This is a genomic window from Sphingomonas sp. AC411 (assembly GCF_979253035.1).
In genome coordinates this window covers 2,651,775-2,676,547 of the sequence record NZ_CEEDAQ010000001.1, presented here as the reverse complement: position 1 = coordinate 2,676,547, position 24,773 = coordinate 2,651,775, and the positions used below count along the sequence as shown (strand labels likewise).

Annotated in this window: 17 protein-coding genes, 1 tRNA gene and 7 pseudogenes; 17 read left to right on the top strand and 8 right to left on the bottom strand. The window is 64.5% G+C overall.

The genetic code is table 11. The annotated features are described in order from the left end of the window. The first annotated feature begins 1 nt into the window (after position 1). From AC0IX7_RS13730 to AC0IX7_RS13700, 7 genes and pseudogenes are all read left to right on the top strand, one after another. Positions 2-1,150 (top strand): phage tail protein, encoded by a 1,149-nt coding sequence (locus AC0IX7_RS13730; protein ID WP_471812377.1) that lies wholly within the window; start codon positions 2-4, stop codon positions 1,148-1,150. Further along, on the top strand, positions 1,144-1,521 hold the full coding sequence (locus AC0IX7_RS13725; RefSeq protein ID WP_471812375.1) for a hypothetical protein: 378 nt from the start codon (positions 1,144-1,146) through the stop codon (positions 1,519-1,521). Before AC0IX7_RS13730 ends, AC0IX7_RS13725 begins: the two co-directional genes overlap by 7 nt. Beyond that, entirely contained in the window at positions 1,508-1,606 is a 99-nt protein-coding gene (locus tag AC0IX7_RS13720) for a GTA baseplate fiber-binding domain-containing protein (RefSeq protein ID WP_471812373.1), read from the top strand. The genes AC0IX7_RS13725 and AC0IX7_RS13720 overlap by 14 nt, the downstream gene beginning before the upstream one ends. Before the next feature lie 64 nt (positions 1,607-1,670). Then, entirely contained in the window at positions 1,671-2,144 is a 474-nt protein-coding gene (locus AC0IX7_RS13715; RefSeq protein ID WP_471812371.1) for a hypothetical protein, read from the top strand. 22 nt (positions 2,145-2,166) lie between these two features. Continuing rightward, positions 2,167-2,670: a DUF2793 domain-containing protein gene (locus AC0IX7_RS13710; protein ID WP_471812369.1), complete on the top strand. Its 504-nt coding sequence runs from the start codon at positions 2,167-2,169 to the stop codon at positions 2,668-2,670. Between the two features lie 117 nt (positions 2,671-2,787). Continuing rightward, positions 2,788-3,908: pseudogene (locus tag AC0IX7_RS13705) on the top strand (OmpA family protein). A 571-nt stretch (positions 3,909-4,479) separates the two neighbouring features. After that, positions 4,480-5,297: pseudogene (locus AC0IX7_RS13700) on the top strand (shikimate 5-dehydrogenase). Positions 5,298-5,444: 147 nt separating this feature from the next. Here AC0IX7_RS13700 and ygfZ read toward each other — a convergent pair. Continuing rightward, a pseudogene (gene ygfZ, locus AC0IX7_RS13695) lies at positions 5,445-6,163 on the bottom strand (CAF17-like 4Fe-4S cluster assembly/insertion protein YgfZ). Between the two features lie 134 nt (positions 6,164-6,297). On the opposite strand from ygfZ, the pseudogene pyrC reads away from it, so the two are divergent. After that, a pseudogene (pyrC, locus tag AC0IX7_RS13690) lies at positions 6,298-7,344 on the top strand (dihydroorotase). Positions 7,345-7,357: 13 nt separating this feature from the next. Here the strand turns inward: pyrC and AC0IX7_RS13685 are convergent. Next, positions 7,358-7,531, bottom strand: a complete 174-nt coding sequence (locus AC0IX7_RS13685; protein WP_471812367.1) for a hypothetical protein — start codon at positions 7,529-7,531, stop codon at positions 7,358-7,360. A gap of 365 nt (positions 7,532-7,896) precedes the next feature. After that, the gene (locus AC0IX7_RS13680) at positions 7,897-8,667 is read right to left on the bottom strand and encodes a DUF1134 domain-containing protein (RefSeq protein ID WP_254687592.1); all 771 of its coding nucleotides are present in this window, start codon (positions 8,665-8,667) and stop codon (positions 7,897-7,899) included. Positions 8,668-9,007: 340 nt separating this feature from the next. On the opposite strand from AC0IX7_RS13680, the gene AC0IX7_RS13675 reads away from it, so the two are divergent. Beyond that, positions 9,008-9,100, top strand: a tRNA-Ser gene (locus tag AC0IX7_RS13675). A gap of 651 nt (positions 9,101-9,751) precedes the next feature. Here the strand turns inward: AC0IX7_RS13675 and AC0IX7_RS13670 are convergent. Beyond that, positions 9,752-11,527 (bottom strand): TonB-dependent receptor domain-containing protein, encoded by a 1,776-nt coding sequence (locus AC0IX7_RS13670; protein WP_471812365.1) that lies wholly within the window; start codon positions 11,525-11,527, stop codon positions 9,752-9,754. After that, positions 11,524-12,834, bottom strand: coding sequence for a TonB-dependent receptor plug domain-containing protein (locus AC0IX7_RS13665; protein WP_471812363.1), 1,311 nt, complete (start codon positions 12,832-12,834; stop codon positions 11,524-11,526). Before AC0IX7_RS13665 ends, AC0IX7_RS13670 begins: the two co-directional genes overlap by 4 nt. Between AC0IX7_RS13665 and AC0IX7_RS13660 the strand changes: the two genes are divergently transcribed. From AC0IX7_RS13660 to AC0IX7_RS13625, 8 genes and pseudogenes are all read left to right on the top strand, one after another. After that, positions 12,815-13,045, top strand: coding sequence for a hypothetical protein (locus tag AC0IX7_RS13660; RefSeq protein WP_471812361.1), 231 nt, complete (start codon positions 12,815-12,817; stop codon positions 13,043-13,045). The genes AC0IX7_RS13665 and AC0IX7_RS13660 overlap by 20 nt on opposite strands. Before the next feature lie 104 nt (positions 13,046-13,149). Next, the gene (locus AC0IX7_RS13655; RefSeq protein ID WP_471812360.1) at positions 13,150-13,677 is read left to right on the top strand and encodes a hypothetical protein; all 528 of its coding nucleotides are present in this window, start codon (positions 13,150-13,152) and stop codon (positions 13,675-13,677) included. A 289-nt stretch (positions 13,678-13,966) separates the two neighbouring features. After that, the gene (locus AC0IX7_RS13650; RefSeq protein WP_471812358.1) at positions 13,967-14,665 is read left to right on the top strand and encodes a DUF6445 family protein; all 699 of its coding nucleotides are present in this window, start codon (positions 13,967-13,969) and stop codon (positions 14,663-14,665) included. A gap of 537 nt (positions 14,666-15,202) precedes the next feature. Next, a pseudogene (locus AC0IX7_RS13645) lies at positions 15,203-15,751 on the top strand (TonB-dependent receptor plug domain-containing protein); the annotation flags it as partial. A 302-nt stretch (positions 15,752-16,053) separates the two neighbouring features. Further along, positions 16,054-18,408 (top strand): TonB-dependent receptor, encoded by a 2,355-nt coding sequence (locus tag AC0IX7_RS13640; protein WP_471812356.1) that lies wholly within the window; start codon positions 16,054-16,056, stop codon positions 18,406-18,408. A 192-nt stretch (positions 18,409-18,600) separates the two neighbouring features. After that, positions 18,601-19,308 (top strand): SapC family protein, encoded by a 708-nt coding sequence (locus AC0IX7_RS13635; protein WP_471812354.1) that lies wholly within the window; start codon positions 18,601-18,603, stop codon positions 19,306-19,308. Then, positions 19,305-20,063 (top strand): annotated as a pseudogene (locus AC0IX7_RS13630) (cupin-like domain-containing protein); the annotation flags it as partial. The gene AC0IX7_RS13635 and the pseudogene AC0IX7_RS13630, both read left to right, overlap by 4 nt. A gap of 298 nt (positions 20,064-20,361) precedes the next feature. Beyond that, complete coding sequence (locus AC0IX7_RS13625) at positions 20,362-21,852, top strand: tryptophan halogenase family protein (protein ID WP_471812353.1); 1,491 nt, start codon at positions 20,362-20,364, stop codon at positions 21,850-21,852. A gap of 118 nt (positions 21,853-21,970) precedes the next feature. On the opposite strand, the gene AC0IX7_RS13620 is transcribed toward AC0IX7_RS13625, so the two are convergent. The 3 genes and pseudogenes from AC0IX7_RS13620 to AC0IX7_RS13610 form a co-directional block, all read right to left on the bottom strand. Next, a complete protein-coding gene (locus tag AC0IX7_RS13620; protein ID WP_471812351.1) occupies positions 21,971-22,474 on the bottom strand; it encodes a YciE/YciF ferroxidase family protein in 504 nt (167 codons plus the stop codon). A gap of 69 nt (positions 22,475-22,543) precedes the next feature. After that, positions 22,544-23,008: a hypothetical protein gene (locus AC0IX7_RS13615; RefSeq protein WP_471812349.1), complete on the bottom strand. Its 465-nt coding sequence runs from the start codon at positions 23,006-23,008 to the stop codon at positions 22,544-22,546. A 71-nt stretch (positions 23,009-23,079) separates the two neighbouring features. Next, positions 23,080-24,251, bottom strand: a pseudogene (locus AC0IX7_RS13610) (zinc-dependent alcohol dehydrogenase). Positions 24,252-24,773: the final 522 nt, after the last annotated feature.

Sequence of the window (24,773 nt, the reverse complement as noted above, 5' to 3'; positions counted from 1 at the left end):
CATGGCGACCTTGGTATTGACCGCGGTGGGGACTGCGGTGGGCGGGCCGATTGGCGGCGCGATCGGCGCGCTGATCGGGCAGTCGGTAGATCATGCGCTGTTCGGCACGCGGCGGGAGGGGCCGCGGCTGGTCGAGCTGGCGGTGCAGACGTCGTCCTATGGATCGCAGATTCCGAAGCTGTTCGGGACGATGCGCGTGGCGGGGACGGTGATCTGGGCGACCGACCTGATCGAGAGTCGCTCGACGTCGCGGTCGGGCAAGGGGCAGCCCAGCGTCTCGACCTATTCCTATGCGGCGTCGTTTGCGGTGCTGTTGTCGGCGCGCGCCGTGCTCGGCGTGGGGCGGATCTGGGCGGAGGGAAACTGCTGCGGGGGGCGGCCGGGGACTTCAAGACTAGCACCGGGTTCCGGTTGCATCTGGGGGCGAGGATCAGGCGGTGGATCCGTTGATCGCGTCCGCGGAAGGGGCGTCGCCGGCGTATCGCGGGTGCGCCTACGCCGTGTTCGAGATGTTGCAGCTGGCGGATTTCGGGAATCGGATCCCGTCGCTGACGTTCGAGGTGATTGCGGACGACGGCGTGGTGCGGGTGTCGACGATCGCGAAGGCGCTGGCGGGGAAGTTTCCGGGGCCGCTTCACTAGCGGTGGGCGGGTTTGCGGCGTCGGGCGGGAGCGTTCGGGCGGTGCTGGAGATGCTGGGGCAGGCTGGCGGGGCCTGGTTTGCGCCTTCCGGGGCGGGGCTGGTGATGCGGGATGCGGCGGGGGCGACCGTCGCGGTGGCCGATGAGGGGTTTGCGGTTTCGGGCAAGGGCGTGCGGCGCGCTCGGGCGGTAGCGGCGATCGAGACCGTGCCGCGGACGGTGACGGTCGGCTATTATGACGCGGCGCGGGATTATCAGGCGGGGGTGCAGCGGGCTCGGCGGCCGGGGGCGGGGGTGCGCGATGAGCGGGTCGAGGTGCCGGCGGTGCTGGACGCGGGCGCGGCGAAGACCGTGGCGGAGGCGATGCTGGCGCGGGCCGAGGCTGGGCGGGTGCGTAGGACCGTAGCGGCGGGGTTCGGGGCGATGGCGATCGCGCCCGGGGCTTGCGTGACGGTCGCAGGGGAGACCGGCGTGTGGCGGGTGGCTGACGTCAGCATCGAGGGATGGTGACGACCCTGGGGCTGGTGCCGCTGGTGGCGGCGTCGCTGCCGGCGACCGCGACGAGCGGGCGGGTTTCGGGGGCGGTGGATGCGGTCGTCGGCACGACGATCCTGCGCGCGTTCGAGGTTCCGGGGTTGGAGGAGACGCCGTTGCGCGCGCCGCGGATGACCGTGGTTGCGGCCGGCTCGGGTGCGGCGTGGCGGCAGGCGGCTCTGCTCTACAGTGTGGACGATGGGGTAAGTTGGGTAGCGGCGGGGTCAACGGCGGCGCCTGCGGTGCTGGGAACGATCGCGGTCGTTGCGTCGGGGCGCCGGCGACGTTGGTCGACCGTCGGGGGTGTTCGAGATCGTCCTGGCGCATGCGGATATGGAACTGGGTGATGCCGATGCGGCGGCGCTTGATCGCGGGGTCAATCTGGCGCTGATCGGCGACGAACTCGTCCAGTTCGCGCGGGCGGAACCCTAGGTGGCGCGCGCTGGCGGTTGAGCGGGTTGCTGCGCGGGCGGCGGGGAGCGAGGCGGCTGCTGGGATGCAGGTCGTCGGGGATCGGTTCGTGCCGATCGAGGCGGAGGCGGCGCGGGCGTTCGACCTGCCCGTGTCGGTGCTGGGGCGCGAGGTTCGGGTGATGGCGTCGGGCGTGGGCGACGCGACCCCGGTGGAGACGCGGTGCGTGATGCGCGGGGCGTCGGTGGTGCCGCCGTCTCCGGTGCATCTCGGCTGGCGTGGCGAGGCTGATGGCGGCGCGGTGGTACGGTGGACGCGGCGAAGCCGGGCGGGATGGCGCTGGATCGACGGGGTCGACGCGCCGCTGGCCGAGGAAAGCGAAACGTACCGCGTGAGGCTGACGACGGGGACGACGGGAACCGATGTGCGCGACATCGATGTGGCGGTGCCGTGGATCGTCCTCAGTGCGGCGGAGCGGAGCGGGCCGGTCGGCGTCGCGGTGCGGCAGCGGGGCGTGTTCGGCGAATCGCTGGCGGCGGAACTGATCGTACCGGCCTGATAATCGAACGGGGGAACGAATGATGAGCGACGACATCACACCGCGACTGGCATTGCCGTTGTTGCAGCCGGGACAGGCGCAGAAGGAAACGACGCATAACGAGGCGCTCGCGCTGCTCGACCTGGCGGTGCAGGCGAGCGTGCTGGCGGTGGGAACCGATGCGCCGCCGGCGAATCCGGTGGCGGGGAATGCGTGGATCGTCGGCGGCGCGCCGACCGGCGGCTGGACCGGGCAGGCGCGGGCGATCGCGGGATGGACGAGCGGCGGGTGGCGGTTCGTGGCTCCGCGCGACGGGATGGCGGTGTGGAGCGTGGCCGACGGGCAGATCGCGCGGTTTGCCAGCGGGGCGTGGACGCTGGGCGTGCTGGCCGGATCGCGTGTGTCGATCGGCGGAGTCGACGTCGTCGGCGCTCGGCGCGAGGCCATCGTCGAACCGTCCGGCGGACCCGTCGTCGACGTGGAGGCGCGGGCCGCTATTGGCGCCATTTTGGCCGCGTTGCGGGGGCACGGATTGATTTCGATCTGAAACCCCGAAAACTGTGTCGTTCCAGCAACAGTATCAACTTTTGTTAGCTTGCGTGGAAACAAGGCCGAGGATAGGGAGTTTGCGATGTCCGTGTGACACTCATGAAAGGGATTTAGTATGCGGAAGCTTGCCGTCGTTCTGGCACTCGCCTCCACCGCACTCGCCACTCCCGCCCTCGCCCGCGACAAGTCGTGGTACGTAGGCGTCGAAGGCGGTGCGATGATCGTTGAAGACATCGACTATGATATCGGCGCATTGAACAATGCCGGTTCGGTCGATCATGACTATGGTTACGATGTCGACGCCGTAATGGGCTACGACTTTGGCGGTTTCCGCCTCGAAACCGAAGTCGGCTACCGCAAGGCAACCGTGGACGGCTACTCGTCGACCACGACCACGCCAGTGTTTGGCCCGACCGGTGCACGCGGTAACGCAGCTGCTGGTAACTACGACTACGCCGGTGGCTCGTCGTCGGCTCTCAGCTTCATGCTGAACGGCCTTCTGGACTTCGGTCCGGATGACGGCATCCAGGGCTTCGTCGGCGGTGGTGTTGGTGTTGCTCGCGTCAAGGCGCAGTACGCACTCAACAACAACGGTGACTTCCTGAACGACTCGGACACCGTGTTCGCGTATCAGGGCCTGGCCGGTATCCGCGCACCGCTGACCGACCACATCGACGCGACGCTGAAGTATCGTTTCTTCAACGCCGAGAACGTCAAGCTGGTCGACAACTCGAACCGCGTGTTCGACGGTCGCTATCGTTCGCACAGCATCCTTGGTGGTGTGACGTACAACTTCGGCGAGCCTGCTGCTCCGCCGCCGCCGCCGCCGCCGCCGCCGCCGCCTCCCCGCCTCCTCCGCCGCCGCCGGCGCCGGTCGAAGTGGTCTGCTCGCCTGGTCCGTTCATCGTGTTCTTCGAATGGGACAAGTCGGACATCACGCCAGAGGCAGCGTCGATCCTCGACAACGCGATCACGCAGTACCAGTCGTGCGGCAACGCACAGGTCATGCTCGCAGGTCACGCGGACAAGTCGGGTTCGGCTTCGTACAACGTCGGTCTGTCGCAGCGTCGCGCAGATGGCGTGAAGGCATACCTGTCTTCGCATGCCATCCCGGACAGCGTCATCTCGACGGAAGCATTCGGCGAGAGCCGTCCGCGCGTCGAGACCGCCGATGGCGTTCGCGAAGTGCAGAACCGTCGCGTGGAAGTCACCTACGGTCCGGGTTCGGGCCAGTAAGACTTTCGCCAACCGACTCTCGGGTCGGTTACGGAATGAAGATCGGGGAGGTCGGCGCAAGCCGGCCTCCTTTTCTTTGTGCTTTGCGTTTGGGGCGTGGACCGGTCGCGGAGACGGCGGCTTGGGCTGGCGTCGATTTTGTTCACGCGGAGACGCGGAGACGCGGAGAGTAAGAGTGGAGATGGCTCGTTCCGGGTGAGCGCACCCGCGAATGCGGCTTTCGATGATCGGCTTCGCCAAAGCGGGGCCATGGCGGGAAGCGCTGTCCAAACCTTCTTACTCTCCGCGGCTCCGCGCCTCCGCGCGAACAAAATCAACGTTCGGACCTTTCGCGACGGCGGCGTTTGGCGGAACGCCGATGTGTTCACGCGAAGGCGCAAAGGCGCGAAGAGGTTCTCGGGCGACAACGTCGATCACCTGCTCGTGGGATTTTTCAGTGCTGCCGCATAGGTGGGAAGGCGAAGCGCGGGCCGGATCCGACATCTTTGCGCCTTCGCGCCTTCGCGTGAAAACCTCTATCGACCCTTCACCACGGCAGCCCGTCAGCATAGGATGGCGGCTTACCGAGGAGATGCAGATGAAACCGCTGATTGGCCGGGATACGCAGCTGTGCATGTCGCTGTCGGCGCGGCCGGGAAATTTCGGGACGCGGTTCCATAACCGGCTGTACGAACTGACCGGGCTGGATTTCGTCTACAAGTCGTTTTCGACCACCGACCTGGACGCGGCGATCGGCGGGATACGGGCACTGGGGATTCGCGGGTGTGCGATCTCGATGCCGTTCAAGGAGGCGGTGATCCCGTTGCTCGACGGGCTGGCGCCGACCGCGAGCGCGATCGACAGCGTCAATACGATCGTCAACGACGATGGCGTGCTGACCGGGCACAACACCGATTATGGCGCGGTGGTCGATCTGGTCGCGGGCCTCGACCGGGCGATGCCGTTCGTCGTGCAGGGCTCGGGCGGAATGGCGAAGGCGGTCGCGGCAGCGCTGAGCGACAGCGGGTTTCGCGACGGCACGATCGTCGCGCGGAACGAACGCGCGGGGCGGGCGCTCGCCGATCTCTATGGCTATCGCTGGGCGGCGGTGGCCGAGGGGAGGTGCCCTTGCTGGTGAACGTCACGCCGCTGGGGATGACCGGGGCGGATGCCGAGGCGCTCGCGTTTCCGGCGGCGATGATCGCAGGCTGCGAGGTTGCGTTCGACGTGGTGCAGTATCCGATCGAGACGCCGTTCCTGCGCGCGGCAGCCGCGGCGGGGAAGCGGTGCATCACCGGGGCGGACGTCGCGACGTTGCAGGCGGTGCAGCAGTTCGTGCTGTATACCGGGGTGCAGCCGGATGCGGCGCAGGTGGCGGATGCGGGGGCTTGGGCACGCGCGCATTCTTGAGTGTCGGAACGTTCGATCCTCCCCCGCCAGGGGAGGTGGATCGCGTAGCGAGACGGAGGGGAGGTCGACGATGACCTACGTTTCGTGTCCTCCCCTCCGTCACCTTCGGTGCCACCTCCCCTGGCGGGGAGGATCGTGAGGGGCTCGTTAGGGCGTTTCTGTCAGTGCTGCGGCCAGCCATGGCGGGGTGAGCGCGTCGCCAAGCGCCTCGACGCGGCGGTGTTCGACCATCAGGCCGAGTTCGGGATAGGTGACGCGGGTCCGGGCGCTCGGTTCGGTGAACGGGGCGACGACGAGGCGGCGGTTGACCTTCGAGCGGTGGTGCATCCGGGCGGTGTTCTCCTGGCCGACGTAGCACCCCTTGGTGAAGCTGACGCCGTTCAGCTCGCGCGCGTTGCATTCGAGCCAGAGCGTCTCGCCACTGCCGAGCTCGCCGACGCCTTCGGTGACGCCGAGCGACAGGCGATGCGCGTGCCAGCCGGTCGCGGGGTCGCCGGCGGGGCCGAGCCAGCGGTGGCCGAGGTCCGCGAGGCGGGGTCCGGCACGCCTTGGTTTCCGGTCAGCGACCAGTGGACCTTGGCCGCGTCGGGCCGGAGCGTGATCGCGCGGCGCAGGCGGTAAAGCGACAGGCGCTTCGTCAGCGCTTCGGCCTGCGCGGCCTCGACGTCGATCAGCACGTCGTCCCCATCCGCCCAGAGGATGAAGTCGAACAGCACTTTCCCCTGCGGCGACAGCAACGCGGCCCAGGCCGGGGTGTCGCGGGTGAGCAATGCCGTGTCGGCGGTGACCAGCCCTTGCAGGAAGCCGCGCACGTCCTCGCCCGAGACGCGGATCACGCTGCGGTCGATCAGCATGGTTGGGAGCATGGCGGGGGCGTCGTTGCGGGAGCGGGCTGTTCCATCGCTACCACCTAGTGCGCGTGGTGCGATTTCCAAGCGCGGGGCAATTTCCAACAGGCGTGCGGCTGGCATCTCAGCCACCGCGCCGATAGGAAGGCGGCATGACCGAGCGCCTCACGATCCGCCGCCCCGACGACTGGCATGTACACCTGCGCGATGGCGCGATGCTGGAGGCGGTGGCGGGGCATACCGCACGGCAGTTCGCGCGTGCGATCATCATGCCGAACCTGACGCCGCCGGTGACCTCGATCGAGGCTGCAAAGGCATATCGAGGGCGGATCATGGCCGCGCTGGATGGTGGCGAAGGAGGGGCGCGAACTTCACACCGCTGATGACGTGTTATCTCACCGACGGCACCGACCCGGCCGAGCTCGAGCGCGGCTATGCGCAGGGCGTGTTCACCGCGTGCAAGCTGTACCCCGCGCATGCGACCACCAATTCGGCGCACGGCGTGACCGATATCCGCGCGCTGACCGGGGTACTCGAGACGTTGCAGCGGATCGGCATGCCGCTGCTCATCCACGGCGAGGTGACGGACAAGTCGATCGATATCTTCGACCGCGAGGCGGTGTTCGTCGAGCGCGTGCTGACGCCGCTCGTCCGCGATTATCCGGGGCTGAAGATCGTGCTGGAGCATATCACGACTGCGGAGGCGGCGGCGTTCGTGGCCGAGGCGGATCATCCGATCGCCGCGACGATCACGCCGCAGCACCTGCTGATCAACCGCAACGCGCTGTTCGATGGGGGCTCAGGCCGCATGCCTATTGCCTGCCGGTGCTGAAGCGCGAGACGCACCGGCTCGCGGTGCGGCAGGCGGCGGTGTCGGGGTCGCCGCGGTTCTTCCTGGGGACGGACAGCGCGCCGCACGTCGTCGGGGCGAAAGAATCCGGGTGCGGGTGCGCTGGGATCTTCAACGCGCCGTTCGCGCTGGAGGCGTACGCGCGGGTGTTCGACGAGGAGGGCGCGCTCGACAAGTTCGAGGGGTTCGCGTCCGAGCATGGTGCGCGGTTCTATGGGCTGCCGTTGAACGAGGGCACCGTGACGCTGGCGCGCGGCGATGCCGAGGTCCCGGCGTCGATCGGTACGGGGAGACGGCGGTCGTGCCGTTTCTCGCGGGGACCAATGTGGGGTGGCGGTTCGAGGGGTAACGGCGCTTCGCCCTCACTCTTCCCGCGGTGAATCCTGCGCGTTCAGCCTATCGAGCCATAGGCGCGCTTCCTTCTGCTCGCCGACGGCGCTGGCCTTAACCGGGCCGCGGGCGGCGAAGAACGCGCGGTGGAGCGCGAAGGGGTCCATCATCAGGCGGTCGCGCATTGCGTCGATGTCGTTGCCCATCTCGGTAAGCGCGTCGATGGTCGGGGCGATCGCGGCGCGGACGCGGCGGTCAGGGTGCGGTCGAACAGGCCTAGCGATCCGGACGCGGTCTTTTCGAGCGCTGCCAGGAGGGTTTCGCGGTATTCTGTTTCCAGGTCTTCGCGCTGGGCGTCGAGACGGGCGAGGCGGTCGGGTTTTGCCATCTGCCAGGGGTAGCGCGCCTGGTGGGGGCGTCAACTTTTGGGGCTGGCTTTGGCGCGGTGTCACAAGCTGGAGTTGCGGTTGGCTGGCGCGCCGTGGGCAAAGCCCACGTCGTCGGACGGGGCTTTGCCCCGCCGGCCGGGCTTGTCGGAGTCAGCCGGGCGTGGCCGGCTGCCCGACTGCGCCTAAAACGGCAGCCACCTGCTCTTGTGCGTGATGTTCATGTACCCGACGTTCACGCCCGCGCGCCAGCCGACGCCCAGGCGGATCGGGATCAGGACGACGTTGCCGCGGCGGAGATACGTCGCGGCGAAACCGCCGACCAGGTACAGGCGGCCTTCGACGGCGGGGAAGCGTTTGTAGAGTTCCTCGGTGTCGTAGAGATTGTAGACCAGCACGAAGACCTTGTTCGCGTCGCCGCCTATGTCGAAGCCGACCGAGGGGCCGGTCCAATAGACCGGTTGCTGGCCCTCGACCTTGTGGCTCATGATCCCCGAGCCATAGCGGACGCCGAGGATGAACGCGCCTGAGGCTTCGCGCCCGGCGATGTACGCGTTGGGCTGGCCCTGGTCCTTGAGGATGTTCTCGAGGATGCCGCCCAGGCCGGCTGCGCCCTTGCCGAACACGCCTTCGCCCGCCGCGAGCAGGTCGTCGCGCTGATAGGTGTCGGCGGCCTGCATGGTGGCCTCGGCGCGCGTTTCCGGGGTCGGGGCGGTGGTCGTCTGAGCGGGCGGCGGGGGCGGCACGTCCTGAGGCGGCGTCTCGGGATAGGTTGGATCCGGCGCGGGGCGCGACGGCTGCGTGGTCGCCTGCGGGCGCGACGGCGCCTGATAGGCCTGGGCGGAAAGATCGCCGTCGATCGCCTGGTTGGGATCGATCGTGCGGACCTGCGCCGACGCGGTGCCCCCGCAAACGGCTGCCGCTAGGGCACCCAGGCCAAGCCAGACGCTACGCATGTCGATCGATCCCCAAAATACCAAGGCGTCCCGTGACGGCGGCCCGTGACGGCGGATTGACCACCGGGACACCCGTCGCTGCCTAAGTTAACCAACGTCGGCCTTGCCGCGCAATGAACGAACCGGGCGCCCGTGTCGAATTTGGGCGAATACGGGGTGAACGGCGGGAATGCGGGAGGTGGGGAGGTGGGCTAACGGGGGTCGGGGCTGCCAGGGCGCGGGTGCGGAAATGTGGTCGGGACCGAAGCCGACCCGGGGAATATCGGAATTCGCGAACCGGACCCATTACAGGCGTTGCCCCTGCACCGACCCTCGCTATAGCCCCGCATCTGCTGCAGCCGGAGACGTGGGTGAGTGGCTGAAACCAGCGGTTTGCTAAACCGCCGTACCGGGTTTACTGGTACCGAGGGTTCGAATCCCTCCGTCTCCGCCAGTTGGCATTGATATCATTGGATGTTTGTCCAAGCTGATCTAAATGCCCATTGCCAAGGCGCCTACCTTTGCGAAGCTGTGAACGGATGACTTACTCCGCACACAATGCTCGCGCGGGTAAAGCTGGAAGCGCCGTACCTTCCGTGGTGTTCGCGTTGTCCGGCGAGCGGGCCAGGCAAGCCACGAACTTGGCGGGCATAGTCGTGCTGGGTACGCGACCACATTGAACGCATCGGCATGTTGTCGAGCATAGGCTGACGCAGCGGCTAAACGGAGTGTTCGTCGGGCCGCGTTGCCATGAAGCAATTCCTTTCGTTTGAGGAACTCGATCGTCTGTCACGGTCCCCGCCAGGCCAACCTCAGCGCGAGTGCGCTACGACCGCGGAAGGACTTGAAGCGCAGATGGGCTTGGTCGGGAGCCATGGGGCGGAGTCACGTTCGCCTAGAATTAGTCATTCAGCGTTTCGGGTTAAATTTACGCGCTCGGATGTTGGTTGTCGTCGCTCACACGAGCGATTTGTCGAGAGCCGCGCGAGAACGCTGGAACTCTCCGCAATGGCAAGGACAGTTGCTTCGGGGCGTCGTTGAAAGGACAAAAAAAGGGCGGCAGGTCGATGACCCGCCGCCCCAAATATCGGTCCCGAAGGATCGATTACATGTCGATGGTCAGACCAACGAACAGGTAGCGGCCGATGGCCTCGTAGATGCCCGGATAGGTGTTGCCATTGCCGAACGAACCGATCGGCGATGCCGTCGCGCTCAGGATCGGCGGCGTCTTGTCGAGGATGTTGTTCACGCCCATGCGGTAGGTGAACTTGTCGGCGACCCGCACCGTCGCGGCCAGATCGAAATAGTTCTGCGCCTTCACGCGTGCATCGCGAGCGTAGAATGCACCCGACAGATCGCTGTCGCTGCTGGTGCGCTCGAACTTGGTCGCGGACAGGTACCGCCAGTTACCCGACAGACCGATGCCGTTCGGCGTGGTCAGCGAGAGGCGAGCCTGGTGACGCCACTTGGACATCGGATACAGGCACTGCGCGCCATACAGCCCTGCGCAATCGAACTTCGCACCAGCCTTGTCGGACGTGAACTTGTCGACATACGTGCCGTTGAACGAAAGCCCGATCGTGCCGATGCTGTCCGAACGGTAGGTATAGCCAGCCGACGTCTCGATGCCCTGGGTCGTCAGCGAACCGGCGTTGACGTTCGTGTCGACGATGAAGCCGTTCGTGCCCTGCCAGAGAGTGCCGTTGGCATCGCGGTTGATAGCGCCACAGAACTGCTGCTGGCCGGTCTGGAGGCACTGCGCGATGATGGTGTCGGCACCGATGACGCCGATGCGATCCTTCAGCTTGATCCGGAACCCATCGACCGAGAGGTTGAAGCCAGGCAGGAACGAGGGGCGCAGAATCACACCAGCGGTGATCGTATCGGCCTTTTCGGGCTTCAGGTTCGGGTTGCCGCCGACCAGACCGTTATACTGCTCCGAGGGGTTGTCTTGCACGAGACCGAAGCGGCTGGCTGGTACGCCCGCGAGGGCGCACTGTGCAGGCGTATTGCCGTTGACGAGACCATTGACGGCCAAGCCGGCGCAGGGATCGGTCGCGCCGTCGATCTGAACCGACTGCTGTGCGAACAATTCCTGCGTGTTCGGTGCGCGAACCGCACGGTTGTAACCGCCACGGAAGCGGATGTCCGAGATCGGCGCCCAGACCAACTCACCCTTGTACGAGTGCGCCGAACCGGCCGTGCTGTAGCTCGAATAGCGGTAGCCGCCATTGACCGTCAGCTCGTTGAAGAACGGGCGATCGCTGACCAGTGGGACCTGGAGCTCGCCGAACGCCTCCTTCACGTTGTAGCTGCCGCGGATCGGCAAGGTCGCACCGCCCTGGCCGGCGAGATCGCCGCTCAGGAAGCCGTTGTCGACCTCGAGGTTCAGCGATTCCTTGCGGTACTCACCACCGACGTTCAGCGCGATGCCTTCGCTCGCGAACGGTGACTGAACGCCGTATTCGGCGCCCTTGAATGTGAACGACGCGTTGAGGACCGTTTCCTTGTTCTCGCCCGACTGGAAGCCAGGGGTCTGGACGTAGTTCAGCGCCTCGGGCGTGATACCCGCAGACCCGAAGATGTTGAGGGGAACGCAGTTCGGGTCGGTGCCGTCGACGACCGAGCGGCAGACCTCCTGGCCGAGCGTCGCCGAGCCGGGACGCGTATCGGCGATGGCATCGAGCGCGCGCGTGGTGCGCGCGATCGAGAACTCGTTGCGATACACCTGATTGAAGACAGTGCTGCCGAACTGACCGTAAGCCTCGTACGAAACACCCTTGCCGATGTCGCCGCGCGCGCCGGCGACGAAGCGATACTGCGTATGGCGAAGATCGGCCTGACGACCGCCGCCCTCGACGTTACGACGAGCGATCGTCACCTTCCCTGCTGATATAGCGAGCCATCCGGGTTGGTGAGGTTTATGACGTTCCCGTTTGCGTCGCGAACGAGGTTCGTGTCGCGGAAGAACGTCGCCCGCTGAGCCGCCGACAGGAACGGATTGTTGCTGTTCAGGACCGTGGTGTTGCCGAAATCGCCCGATGGCGCGATCTGCGCGACCGAACGATCGTCCATGAACATGAATTCGGCGTACGGCTTGAACGCCGTGCTGACCTCATAGTTCGCGAGGAAGCCGGCGGTGTAGCGCGTGTCCGGACGCTGGTAATAGTTCAGCGGGTTGGCGTTGTAGAGCGTCCGGCCTGGGACCAGGGCACCCGCACCGTTGAGCGTGTACTGCTGTGGCAGGCCGCTAGCCGCGCCGTTGACGACCGCATCGCTCAGCGAGAAGTTGGCCGGGAATGCCGTGGTGGAACCGCCGCAGACATAATCGTTGCCGACATTGCCCGACGGCGCATTCAGGCCGCACGAGCTGTAATCGCGCGAGCCCTGCAGGATCGCACCGATCTTGCGATAGCCGCCATAGCCTACGACATGGCCGCGACCGTCGCTGGTGGCTGCGCCGACCTTGAAGTTGATATCGAACTGCGTACCGTCAAACGACTGACCGGTCGGAGCCGGGTAGCCGGCTGCGGTGTTTAGCGCCTTGAAGCGATCGCTGCGGTTGTTGTGGTTGTAGATACCACCCGACGCATCGACGCTGAAGCCCTCGTAATCGGTATCGAGGACGAAGTTGACGACCCCGCCGATGGCATCCGAACCGTACACCGAGCCCGCGCCGCCGGTGAGAACGTCGACGCGCTTGAGCAGAGAAGCCGGAATCATGTTGACGTCGGCTGCGGCGCTCGCCGTGGGGCTCGACGACGGGTTGCCCGGCATCAGGCGGCGGCCGTTGACCAGCACCAGCGTGCGCGATTCACCCAGGTTGCGAAGGTTGATCGTCGCGGTCCCGGTCGAACCGTTGGACACCGACGAAGTCTGCGTCGCGAACGACGACGGCAGGCTGTTCAGCACGTCCTCGATACGGGTCGCGCCACGCAGCTTGATATCTGCTGCGTTCACGACGGTGACGGGGCTGGCCGACGTCAGGTTCGGGTTCGAGATGCGCGAACCGGTAACGACGATGTCGCCGCCCTCTGCGGTCCCCGCGGCGGCGGGATCCTGACTGGGCGTGTTGGAGATTGCGGGCGTCGTCGCTGCGGCGCCATCGTCGCTCGTCGTGCCCTGAGGAGCTGGTGCCGGCGCGGTCTGCGCAAAGGCCGGCAATGCGATGACTGCGCCCGCGATCATCGTCGATGCGAGCAGGCAATCCCGAAACATATGGTTTCGCATGTTCTGTTGGTCCCTTTTCGGTATCGGCGAATTTTCGCCCGACACGATCCATTGTGCGGTCGCATTACCGCCGCTGGCCGTGATTTTGCAAAGCGGACGCGCCTTGTCCAAAACAAAGTTACAATTTGGCGGCAGCTCGTCGCATTGCGGCAACGTTGTTACCCAATAGCAACAATTTTGGGTGCATCGCAGCATCGAGCGGCCATAAGCTGCGGTTGCGGCCCTCACCCCGTCGGCCTATCGCTTGGCATCAACGTAAATCCAGGGGACGATATGCGGGTCGCGCTGAAGTCGACAATCACCGGCTTGATCGGGGTCGCGGCAATCGCAACGACGGCGAGCGCTGCCAAACCGCGCAATACAGAGCGGGCGCCTTTGCTGACGGCGGTAACGCAGTGCCGGGCGGTAGCAGACCCTGCTGCCCGCCTCGCGTGTTTCGATAAATCGGTAGCCGCACTGGACGCAGCAGAGACCAACAAGGTCGTTGTCGTTATCGATCAGCAACAAGTGCGCGAAACACGTCGCAGCTTGTTCGGCGTCAGTCTTCCCAACACCGGCCTCTTCGGTAGCGGCAACGATCTTCCGCAGATCGAAACGACGCTGACGAGCGCGTCTGTGGATGACGCCGGTCGATGGAGCTTCGTGCTCGCAGACGGTGCACGGTGGACGCAGACCGACGACTACATAATCGCGCGGCGGCCTCGGGCGAATGATAAAGTAATCATAAAGCGCGCCGCACTCGGCAGCTTCCGATTAAGCGTCGGCGGGCAGCCCGGCGTAAAGGCAAAACGGCAAAATTAGCACTTAGGCAGTGCTAGCGGCGCCGCGGGCTGCTCGCTGAACTATCGCGCAACGGGTTGATCGGGTCGGCGCGGGTCGGAATGAATTCACGCGGGCGTAGTTCCGGTCGGTGCTGGGACTCGTCGATCGCGGGTTGCGCTTCGTACGGGCTGCATTCTAGCACGTCAGCTTGCTACGGTAACCAAGCGTATTCGTTCGGCGTTGAACAGGTCGAGTTGTCCTGCCGCCGGAAAGGATAGTAGGCTCTCCGGGTTATGACTTTTGGCAGCAGCATTTCGGGGTATTCGCGGTGACCTCCTTTGCGCTGGCCCGGTCTAAACTGACGGCCAGGGCAGTCGGGGTCGAAGGGGAGGTCTTGCTCGAATCCGACGCCGCTTTTCAACAGCCGCGAGGGCTGGTCGACTTGGCGGCTTCAAGTACGTTCCTGCCGGCCTATAGTGCCACCGGGGGCTATCCGGGGTTAAGGGCGAGCTTGCCGCGCGACTATATCAGGACGATCGTGGAAGTGCTCGCCGGGCCGATTTCGGAGGCGTTTTCGCTTGGTCGGATCAGGCCTGTCAAGGCGGAGGGTGCGTTCTCCATCGTGACCTTGTCCGATGATGCGCTGTCCGCCGTGCAGCGTGCGCCTCATGTCGATTCAACCAATCCCTATCAGTTCGCCATTCTCCACTATCTCTGCGGCGAGGCGTTTGGCGGCACCACGTTCTTTCGGCACCGTGCCACGGGTTTCGAGACGTTGAGCGAGCATCGGTTGCCACGCTACAACGCGAGTAGGGCGAACGAGGGCGCCGCGTCGGGATATGTCGACACCGGCGCTCCCTGGTTCGAACGGACTGCGCGCGTATCGGCCGGGTTCAACCGGCTCGTGGCGTATCGGAGCTGCGTGCTTCACTCGGGATATGTGCCGGCATCATGCGTGTTGAGCCCGGATCCCCGCACGGGCCGGTTGACCGCGAACGTCTTCGTGACGTTCGCCGCGGACGACTAGCGCGGTTCTTTCTGCCTGGATCTCCATGATGTGTTTGGTTTTCTCGGTTTCGGAGATGCCGATCGCCTGCAAGCGGGGAAGCGTATTCGCCATGGCTCCAGTCCCGCCGAGGCAATAACGGTCTCCACATGCTGTGCCACGCTCGCGTGTAGTACGCTTGGACCTAGCCGGCATCGCTCCACGATACTGTATACGATCGCTCCAAAGAATATCTTGAGCAATCGGTCCAGACATTAAGAAACTTAGTTTGTTTAATGATGGACTGGATGGAGTAAATCGGAGGTGTCGAGGCCCACTGAAACCTGAGTTAGTTTTCCACTGAAGGCGGAGTCCTGCGATCGTAGGGCGTGGCATCATGATCAACGTGCCTGCGCCAGTTGATCCGTGTTGTTTAATTGCAAGGATTAATCGGTTTCGGTTCAGATGTGGCGCAATATCATTTGACAACTTATGACGAAGTGATAGCGGTACCACGAGCCGGGAAAACACCGGCCGGAGACTTGGCGACCAGGGCCGCCGTAAAAGGGGAGAGGATTTATGAGGGGACGCACGTTTTTAGTCGCGCTCGGATGCACGACGTCGGTTGGCGCGATGTCGTTGTGCCTGGCGGTGCCTGCGATGGCGCAGTCCGGGGCCGGCATCGACACGAACGCACCGGCCACCAATGCGCAGCCGGGCAGTGAGGATTCGCCCGCGGTCGCGCAGGTCAACGCGCCGAACGACGCGGGATCGACGGTCGATACGTCCACCGATATCATCGTCACCGGCGTCCGCGCCTCGCTGAACCGCGCGATCGACATCAAGCGCAACTCGGCGGGCGTCGTCGACGCGATCTCGGCCGAGGATATCGGCAAGTTCCCGGACACCAACCTCGCCGAGTCGCTGCAGCGCATCACCGGCGTGTCGATCAACCGCGTGAACGGCGAAGGATCGCAGGTCGCCGTCCGCGGCTTCTCGGGCGACTTCAACCTCGTGACCGTCAACGGGCGCCAGATGCCCGCATCCAACGTCGACACCAGCGGCGGCAACGCGTTCGCGCGTGGCACCGGCCGGTCGTTCGACTTCCAGAACCTCGCATCGGAAGGCGTGAGCACGCTCGAGGTCTACAAGACGGGCCGCGCAACCGTCCCGTCGGGCGGGATCGGTGCAACGATCAACATCGTCACCCGCAAGCCGCTCGACTCGCGCGAAAGCGGCTTCTCGGGTTCGATCGGCGGCAAGGCGCTGTACGACAGCTCGATCGAGGACGCCGAAAGCAAGAAGCACCGCGTGACGCCCGAGGCTTCGGGTATTCTCAATTGGAAGAACGAGGCCGGTACGTTCGGTGCGGCCGTATTCGGCAGCTATCAGCTCCGTGAATCCGCGTCGGTGAGCTCCAATCCGAACTATTGGAACGTGGTGCCGACGGAGACCTTCTTCGGCAGCACGACCTATGTCACCGCCACGACGGTCGTCACCAATCGGCCGACGACGCCGTACGTGCTGATCCCCAACGACAGCCGCTATGCCCTGTCCGAGAACCGTCGCGAGCGCATCAACGGCCAGGCGGTGCTGCAGTTCAAGCCGACCGAAACGCTCGAATTCACGCTCGACGGACTCTATGCGCGCAACAAGCTGCGCGAGCAGCGCAGCGAGCAGACCAACTGGTTCAACCGGCCGTTCAACCAGGTGACGTTCGACAACAACACGCAGATGGCGAGCGCCGTCTTCATCCAGGAGAACGAGAATCCCGTCAAGGACGGGGGTTCGAGCAGCAGCAATACGCGACGCAGACCGAGCTGAAATCGTTCGGCGGCAACGCGAAATGGGGGTTCGCCGACAATCTTACGCTGACCCTCGACGGTCATCACTCGACCTCTAAGTCGACCCCGGACAACAGCAACGGCACGTCCGCGACCTTGCTGTCGCTCGGCGCACCGGTCATCGCGTCTCATTCGGTCGATTTCACGACCGGGTTCCCGCAACAGGCGATTACGATCAACGACGTGGTCAAGGGCAACGGCAACGGCGTCCTCGACGTCGGCGATGTCGGTACGCAGGTGGCGCGCACGATCACGTCGCGTCAAAGCCAGCGCATCAACGAAGGCCGGGCGCAGATCAGTTGGGATCTCGGCGAGGGCAGTCGCTTCGACTTCGGCGGCAATTATATCGACACGAAGATGCAGTCGAGCAGCCAGCAGACGCAGCAGACGCTTGGCGACTGGGGTATCGGTGACACGGGCGTTCCCGAACGGATCGCGGGCGATCTTCTCACGACCTATTGTCTGACGTGCAAGTTCGACAAGTATAACCCGAACTCCTCGGGCTCGTCGCTTACGGCGTTTCGTGGGAATGCAGTCGACCTGCTGAACATCTTCCAGCCCTATTATCTGGACATCGATTCCCAGCTTCCGGCCGGCGCTCCCAGGGTGCATCAGGTCAGCGGCAGCGGCAACGTGAACGACACGGTCCGGGAAAAGACCTGGGCGGTCTTCGGCCAGTTGACTTGGGCAGGCGAGATCGCCGGTCGCCGGGCCAATCTGTTGATCGGTGCACGCTATGAACGGACGAAGTCGCGCTCGACCGCACTCCAGGCGGTGCCTACCGCGGTGATCTGGACGGCGGACAACGACTTCTTCGTGCAGGTGCCGAGCGAGACCAATCTCGTTCCCGGACGCGGCGGCTACAGCAATCTTCTGCCATCGGTCGACTTCAACATCGAGGTCGTCCGCAACGTGAAGGCCCGCGTATCGTTCGGCCGGACGCTGGCGCGTGCGCCCTACGGCAATCTGTTCGCGACGGCGACCGTCCAGCAGCCACCGCGCCCGGTGGCACTCGGGGGCACTGGCGGCGGTACTGCCCAGAATCCGGCGCTGCTGCCTCTGGTATCGGACAATTTCGATGCGTCGATCGAATGGTATTACAAGCCTTCGAGCTTCGTCTCGGTCGGCTTCTTCGACAAGCGCGTTCGCAACTTCATCGGCACGGGTATCACCAACCAGAACCTGTTCGGGTTGCGCGATCCAAGCTCCGGTGCGGCCGGCACGCTTTCCGGAACCGCGCTCTCGCAGTTGAGAAACGGTAATTTCGACCAGTCCGACGTCAATCTGTTCACCTACACCGCGCTGCTCGTGCAGAATGGCGGCAACGTGGCGGCGGCAGACGCGACCTTCCGGGCAAACGCCACGGGGACGACGGTCAATCAGCAGTTCGCCGATGCGATATCGGGCGCCGTGGACATCACGGCGGGTGCGAACGATCCGTTGCTCGTCCTGGCGGTGTCGCAGCCACTCAACAACCGCGAAGGCAAGATCCACGGCTTCGAAGTGGCCTGGACGAACTTCTTCGGCGACACCGGCTTCGGCTTCGCGGCGTCCTACACGAAGGTGGACGGCAATGTGAACGTGGATCCCTATGCGGATCCGACGGTCAACATCTTCGCGCTGACCGGCCTCGGCGACAGCGCGAATGGCACGCTGATCTACGACAAGAACGGGCTTTCGGCACGCATCGCGTACAACTGGCGGGCCAAATACCTGCAGGCGACCAACCAGGGCGAAGGGCGAAACCCGCTGTTCACGGCGGCATTCGGGACGCTCGATGCGAACATCAGCTACGACATCAACGAAAACATCGCCTTGTCGCTCGAGGCGATCAACCTGACGAGCGAGAGCGTTCGGCAATATGGGCGAACGAAGGAGAACCTCGTCTTCGCGCAGGAACTCAAGCCGCGTTACCTGCTGGGTGCGAGGTATCGCTTCTGATCGTCGGCGGATGAAAGGGAAGGGGTCGCTGTCGATAGCGACCCTTTTCTTTGGAGCGCAGCCGATGCCGTGCTGTAATCCCGTGCCAGGCGGCTGTAATCGCGCCGTTACTCCAGCAAGCGATAGCGAATAGATGACCCCGTAATGTCGAACCCAACATCGTCCAACTCAACATCGTCGAACCCGGTATTGTTGAACAATGTCGAGCACGCCGATCTGCGGGTCGCGATCCGCCCCGGCGCGGAGTACGGCGATAGCGTAAACCAGCTCCCGATCTACCCGTCGGAATTCGAGGAGGCCCAGCGCTCGTTCCCGATCGTCTTTCGGCGGGAGGAGGGCGGTATTCAGGCCTATGCCCTGCTCGGCCTCGATCGCGACGAGAACCTGTTCCTCGAGGATGGCCGCTGGACAAGCGACTATGTCCCGGCGGTGCAGCGGCGCGGGCCCTTTTCCATCGGCATTGACACCAGCCGGTCCGATGGTGAGAGCCAGGGCGATCCGCTGGTCTATATCGACCTCGCGGATGCGCGGGTCGGCGCAGTCGACGGCCTGCCGGTGTTTCTCGAACACGGCGGCAACGCGCCGCTCCTCGACCACATCGCGAGCGTGCTGCGCGTCCTTCATGAAGGCGTGACCAGCGCACCGGCGATCTATGCCGAGTTCGAGGACGCCGGGCTGCTGCAACCCGTCGATATTCAGATCAGCCTGAGCGAGGAGGATGGTTACGAACTGCCCGATCTCCTCACCATCGATCAATCCGCGCTGGCCGACCTGTCCGGGGAATCGCTGGAGGCGCTTCATCGGAGCGGCCTGCTCCGGGCCGCGACGATGGCGGCATCCTCGCTGGGCAATATCCAGTATTTGATCGACCGCAAGAATCGCAAGCGGCTGCTGGCATGACATCGTTCGGTTCCGACCGTCCGATCACCGACCGCAGCGTGCGGGAGATCGACGCGCGAGCGGTCGGCGCCGTTGATTTTGCGGCGCTGATCGCCGGCAACGAGCCGGTGGTCGTGCGCGGGCTGGCACGGGACTGGCCGCTGGTCGAGGCAGAGCACCGCACGCCTCAGGCAGCCGCGGCGTATCTCCTGTCGTTCTACAACGGCCGTCCGGCCGCGGGCTACACCGCGCGCCCCGAAGCCGGCGGGCGCTATTTCTACGACGACACCCTGACGAAGCTCGCCTTCGATCGCGAACGCGTTCAGCTCGACGCGTATCTCGGCCGAATGCTCGCCGGACTCGGCCAAACCGACATCCCGTCCTATTATGTCGGCTCGACCGATCTTGACGGCTATTTCCCCGGCTTCACGGACGCGGGCAACGATCTGGCGCTGACCGATCCCTGTTTTGCGCGCGTGGTGAAAAGCATCTGGATCGGAAACCGCACGACGGCGGCCGCGCATTACGACATGTCGAACAACATCGCCTGCGTGGCGGTCGGCGCCCGGCGCTTCACGCTGTTCCCGCCCGAGCAGGTCGCAAATCTCTATCCCGGCCCACTCGAGCCCACGCCGGGCGGGCAAGTGGTCTCGCTGGTCGATTTCCGCGATCCCGACCTCGAACGCTTCCCGAACTTCGCGCACGCGGTCGAGGCGGCGCAGGTGGCGGAACTCGGGCCCGGCGACGCGGTCGTCTACCCCGCGCTGTGGTGGCACCATGTCGAGGCGTTGGCCGACTTCAACGTGATGGTCAATTTCTGGTGGAACGATGCGCCGGCCTATCTGGATTCACCGATGACCACGGTGCTTCACGGCATGCTCAGCCTGCGGGACCGGCCTGATACCGAGAAGCGGGCCTGGGCGGCGCTCTTCGACTATTATCTTTTCGGGCCCGCGGATCGGCCGTCCGCGCACCTGCCGGACGCGGCGAGGGGCCGCTCGCTCGCCTCGACGAAACCGGCGCGCGGCGACTTCGGGCGATGCTGCTGTCTCGGCTCAACCGGTGATGGAGACGATGCGCGTGGACAATCGGGGCGTGCGGAGAGTGGTGATCGCCGGCGGCGGCACGGCCGGCTGGATCGCGGCGGCGGCGCTGGTCAAGCAACTCGGGCCGCTGCTCGATATCACTCTCGTCGAGTCCGAGGACATCGGAACGGTCGGCGTCGGCGAGTCGACGATCCCGACCTCGCGAACCTTCCACAATTTCCTCGGCATCGACGAACAGGCGTTCATGCGCGCCACGCAGGCGAGCTTCAAACTGGGGATCTCGTTCGAAAACTGGGGGCGTGCAGGCGAGCGCTACATCCACTCCTTCGGCACGATCGGGCGGGCATCGACCTGGATGGGTGATTTCCACCATCTATGGCTGCACGCCCGCGAGCGTGGCCTGGCCGACCCCCTTGGCGACTATTGCTTCGAACTGAGGGCCGCCGACTCCGAGCGTTTCGCAACCGGAAAAGACGCCCGGATCAACTACGCCTATCATCTCGATGCGGGGCGCTATGCGCGTTTCCTCCGCGAACTGTCCGAACCCGCAGGCGTTCGCCGCGTCGAGGGCAGGATCGAGCGCGTGGAGCAGAATGGCGAGACCGGCTTCGTCGAGGCGCTGGTGCTGGACTCGGGCGTGCGGATCGAGGGCGACCTGTTCCTCGACTGCACCGGCTTTCGCGGCCTGCTCATCGAACAGGCGCTGCAGACCGGGTATGACGACTGGACGCAGTGGCTGCCGACGGACAGCGCGATCGCGGTGCAGACCGCCTCGGTCGGACCGGCCGTGCCGTACACCCGCGCCATCGCGCACGAGGCAGGGTGGCGCTGGCGCATCCCGCTCCAGCACCGCGTCGGCAATGGCATCGTCTACCCCCGCGACTGTCTGTCCGACGACGAGGCGCGTGCAAAGCTACTGGCCGATGTCGAAGGCGAGGTCCTGACCGAACCGCGCGTGATCCGTTACCGGACGGGCGCGCGGCGCAAGGTGTGGTACAAGAACGTCGTCGCGCTCGGTCTTTCCAGCGGCTTCGTCGAGCCGCTGGAATCGACCAGTATCCACCTGATGAAGATCGCAATCACGCGGCTGATCCAGCTTTTCCCGTTCGACGGGATCGACGACGCGCTGGTCGCCCGCTTCAATGCGATGTCGCGCCGCGAATCCGAAGGCGTTCGGGACTTCATCATTCTCCATTATCACCTGAACCAGCGCGATGAGCCGCTCTGGCGTCGGTGCCGCGAGATGCGGCTCCCCGACACGCTCGTCGAACGGATCGCGCTCTTCCGCCAGGATGCGCAGGCGTATCAGGCGTCGGAGGACCTGTTTCGCGTCGACAGCTGGGTGCAGGTCATGCTGGGCCAGAACCTCGAACCCCGCGCATTCCACCGCATGGGCCGCATGATTTCCGACGCGAACCTGACCCGCGCGCTCAAGGACATCCGCGCCGACGTCGCCGGCCGCGTCGCCAAGCTGCCGGTGCACCAGGATTTCCTGAACCGCTACTGTGCTGTGGCGTAGGACGTGGCGGATACGGTGCAGCGTCGACGTCGTAAGACTGCGAGAAAGTAGAAAAGTCGTCCGATCGTAAAATCAAACCGGGGTGTGCCCGCCGACCATCCGGCCGGCGGGCATCGCCTCAGGCGTCTTCGGCCTGAAGGTTCACGCTCGTCTCGGCGAGCTTCGTCATATATTCGTCGCCACCGTAGATGTCCTTGGTGGCCGCGCTCAGCTTCTTGTGGTCGTCCTTGAGACCGAGCGCCTTGGCATACGCCGCCGCCGTGCCGAACCCGGCGATGCCGTAATGCGTCATGCGCTGATATTGCGCGATGATCATCACGTCGAGCAGCAGACCCTTGTCCGGTCCTTCCTCGAGGACATGCTTGGTCGCCTCGGCGGCCAGACCTTCCATGCCCTTGCAATGCTCCTTCGAGACCTTTTCGTCGTTCGATGCGATCAGGTCCTTCAGGATGTCGGTGTGCTTCTCGATCCCGGCTTGCGACTTGGTCAGCATCGTCTTCAACGCTTCGTCGCTGGCCTTCGCGGTGATCTTCTTCAGAACCTTCTTCATCTGGTCGTTCGCCGACCAAAGGTCCTTCAGCTCGTCGGTATAGATGTCCTTGAGATCTTCGGGTGCCGACATGATGGAATCCTCTTTCTGCGCCGGGCGGCATGCCCGGTCTAATGTTGGAGATTGGATACGGACGGAGTGTCAGCCGGAGCCGGGATGCTTCTGCTCGTCCTCGTAGCGGGCATCGGTGCCAATCTTGCCACCCGCCTCGGCTTCGGCGATGCCCGAGGTTTCGACGACATCGATCGAGCCGCCATCCCCTGCGAGGCCGCGTGAAGTACGATCAGCATCCGGGTCGGCGGCGATCGTTGATCCCGTATCGCTGTCCGATCCAGCGACGCCATTGGGTGCGCTGCCACCGTCTTCGCCGGCCTGTCCGCCACCGTGATAGGCGATGTCGCTCTGGCCGCCATGTGCCATGAACCCGGTGTTCGTTGCGACCTTGCCGGCATGCGGATTGGGATAGGCGCTGCCGCCGCTCTCTCCGCCGGCCGACCTGCCGTGCACGTCCTCGCCGCTCTTGCCTGCGGGTGACGCGCCGACACCATCGGGGGCGCCCTTGGTATCGGGATTGCCGCTTACCGGCATCGGGACCTTGTCGCTCATGGCGTATTCCTCACCGTATCGAGGGGGCAGGTAAGGGACGAACCGCCACGCGCGCTTCGTCCCCTGGTTCATCACGGGCGCAGTACGACCTTGATGACGCCGTCCTGCTTGTCGCGGAACTTCTGGTACATCTCGGGCGCATCCTCGAGGCTGGCCGGATGCGTGACCACGAAGCTCGGGTCGATATCGCCCGCCTCGATCCGCGCGAGCAGCGGCTTGGTATAGGCCTGGACATGGGTCTGGCCGGTCTTGATCGTCAGCCCCTTGTTCATCATCGCGCCGATCGGGATCTTGTCGCCCATCCCGACATAGACGCCGGGGATCGAGATCGTGCCGCCCATCCGGCAGCTCATGATCGCCTCGCGCAGGACATGCACGCGGTCGGTCGCGAGGAAGGTCGCGGCCTTCACCTTGTCGATCACCGCGTCGATGGCGCCGTGGCCGAAGCCTCTGCACCCACCGCATCGATGCAGCTGTCGGGGCCACGGCCTTTGGTGCGGAACTGGAGTTCGTCATAGACGCTGTCGACTTCGGCGAAGTTGATCGTCTCCGCGCCGCCGGCCTCGGCCATCGCGAGGCGCTCGGGAACCTCGTCGATCGCGATCACGCGACCGGCGCCAAGCATCAGCGCGGAGCGGATCGCGAACTGCCCGACCGGGCCGCAGCCCCAGACCGCGACCGTATCGCCCTCTTCGATGTTCGCATTCTCGGCGGCCATATAGCCCGTCGGGAAGATGTCCGAGAGGAACAACGCCTGGTCGTCCGTGACGTTGTCGGGAACCTTGATCGGCCCGATATCGGCCATCGGCACGCGCAGATACTCGGCCTGGCCACCGCAGTAGCCGCCCAGCATGTGGCTGAACCCGAACAGGCCGGCAGGCGAATGGCCCATCGCCTTGATCGCCATCTCGGAGTTCGGATTGGTCCGCTCGCATGCGGAGAACAGTCCCTTGCGACAGAAGAAGCAGTCGCCGCAACTGATCGTGAACGGCACCACGACGCGGTCGCCGATCTTCAGATTGGTGACTTCGGAGCCTAGCGCGACCACGACGCCCATATTCTCGTGGCCGAGGATGTCGCCCGCCTGCATCGTTGGCTGATAGCCGTCGAGCAGGTGAAGATCGGATCCGCAGATCGCACACGCCGAGACCTTGATGATCGCATCGCGCGGATGCTTGATTTCGGGATCGGCAACAGTGTCGACGCGGACGTCGCCTTTGCCATGCCAAACGAGTGCACGCATGAGGGTCTCCTTAAGTAGTGATCTGATAATAGTATCGGTGATACGGCGCCATGTGACTGACTGCACGGGTGCCGTAAGCGATGATCCGCAAAGCCTGGTAGTTGAAAACTAGGCGTATAAAATAATGTCTATCGTAATATTATCGCTCTGGATTTCGCACCGGTTATTTAGTTCGATATGGGCTTGGTAATTAGCCGCCGGAGTTGAATTATACTGAGTGACAAAACCCGTTCGCTCGGATCGTTGAAATCCATAGCGATCGAAGGCCCGACATCGTTCCTTGGTGGTCTATTTAACCGCCGAGTTTTTTACTGATTACGATCAAGGGTTTTATATTGATCGATGATATCGATCTCGGCCCTCGCAAATGTTCGATGAAGGGCTGATAAGATATTGATGTTGATCATGACGATTTGCGTTTCAATAAGCTGTTTGATTGTAAAGGCTTAGACGCGGTGGGCTAGATGATTGCGGTTGCAGGGAAACTATACGGGACCGAACCGGATCTTTGGCCGTTTCAAT

What these genes read in the sequence shown, in the direction of transcription:
- AC0IX7_RS13710 (WP_471812369.1), top strand. Translation starts at nt 2,167, where the DNA reads ATGAGCGACGACATCACACCGCGACTGGCATTGCCGTTGTTGCAGCCG.
- AC0IX7_RS13730 (WP_471812377.1), top strand. Translation starts at nt 2, where the DNA reads ATGGCGACCTTGGTATTGACCGCGGTGGGGACTGCGGTGGGCGGGCCG.
- AC0IX7_RS13680 (WP_254687592.1), bottom strand. Translation starts at nt 8,667, where the DNA reads ATGCGTAGCGTCTGGCTTGGCCTGGGTGCCCTAGCGGCAGCCGTTTGC.
- AC0IX7_RS13685 (WP_471812367.1), bottom strand. Translation starts at nt 7,531, where the DNA reads ATGGGCAACGACATCGACGCAATGCGCGACCGCCTGATGATGGACCCC.
- AC0IX7_RS13725 (WP_471812375.1), top strand. Translation starts at nt 1,144, where the DNA reads ATGGTGACGACCCTGGGGCTGGTGCCGCTGGTGGCGGCGTCGCTGCCG.
- AC0IX7_RS13715 (WP_471812371.1), top strand. Translation starts at nt 1,671, where the DNA reads ATGCAGGTCGTCGGGGATCGGTTCGTGCCGATCGAGGCGGAGGCGGCG.
- AC0IX7_RS13620 (WP_471812351.1), bottom strand. Translation starts at nt 22,474, where the DNA reads ATGTCGGCACCCGAAGATCTCAAGGACATCTATACCGACGAGCTGAAG.
- AC0IX7_RS13625 (WP_471812353.1), top strand. Translation starts at nt 20,362, where the DNA reads ATGCGCGTGGACAATCGGGGCGTGCGGAGAGTGGTGATCGCCGGCGGC.
- AC0IX7_RS13720 (WP_471812373.1), top strand. Translation starts at nt 1,508, where the DNA reads ATGGAACTGGGTGATGCCGATGCGGCGGCGCTTGATCGCGGGGTCAAT.
- AC0IX7_RS13660 (WP_471812361.1), top strand. Translation starts at nt 12,815, where the DNA reads ATGACTGCGCCCGCGATCATCGTCGATGCGAGCAGGCAATCCCGAAAC.
- AC0IX7_RS13655 (WP_471812360.1), top strand. Translation starts at nt 13,150, where the DNA reads ATGCGGGTCGCGCTGAAGTCGACAATCACCGGCTTGATCGGGGTCGCG.
- AC0IX7_RS13665 (WP_471812363.1), bottom strand. Translation starts at nt 12,834, where the DNA reads ATGATCGCGGGCGCAGTCATCGCATTGCCGGCCTTTGCGCAGACCGCG.
- AC0IX7_RS13615 (WP_471812349.1), bottom strand. Translation starts at nt 23,008, where the DNA reads ATGAGCGACAAGGTCCCGATGCCGGTAAGCGGCAATCCCGATACCAAG.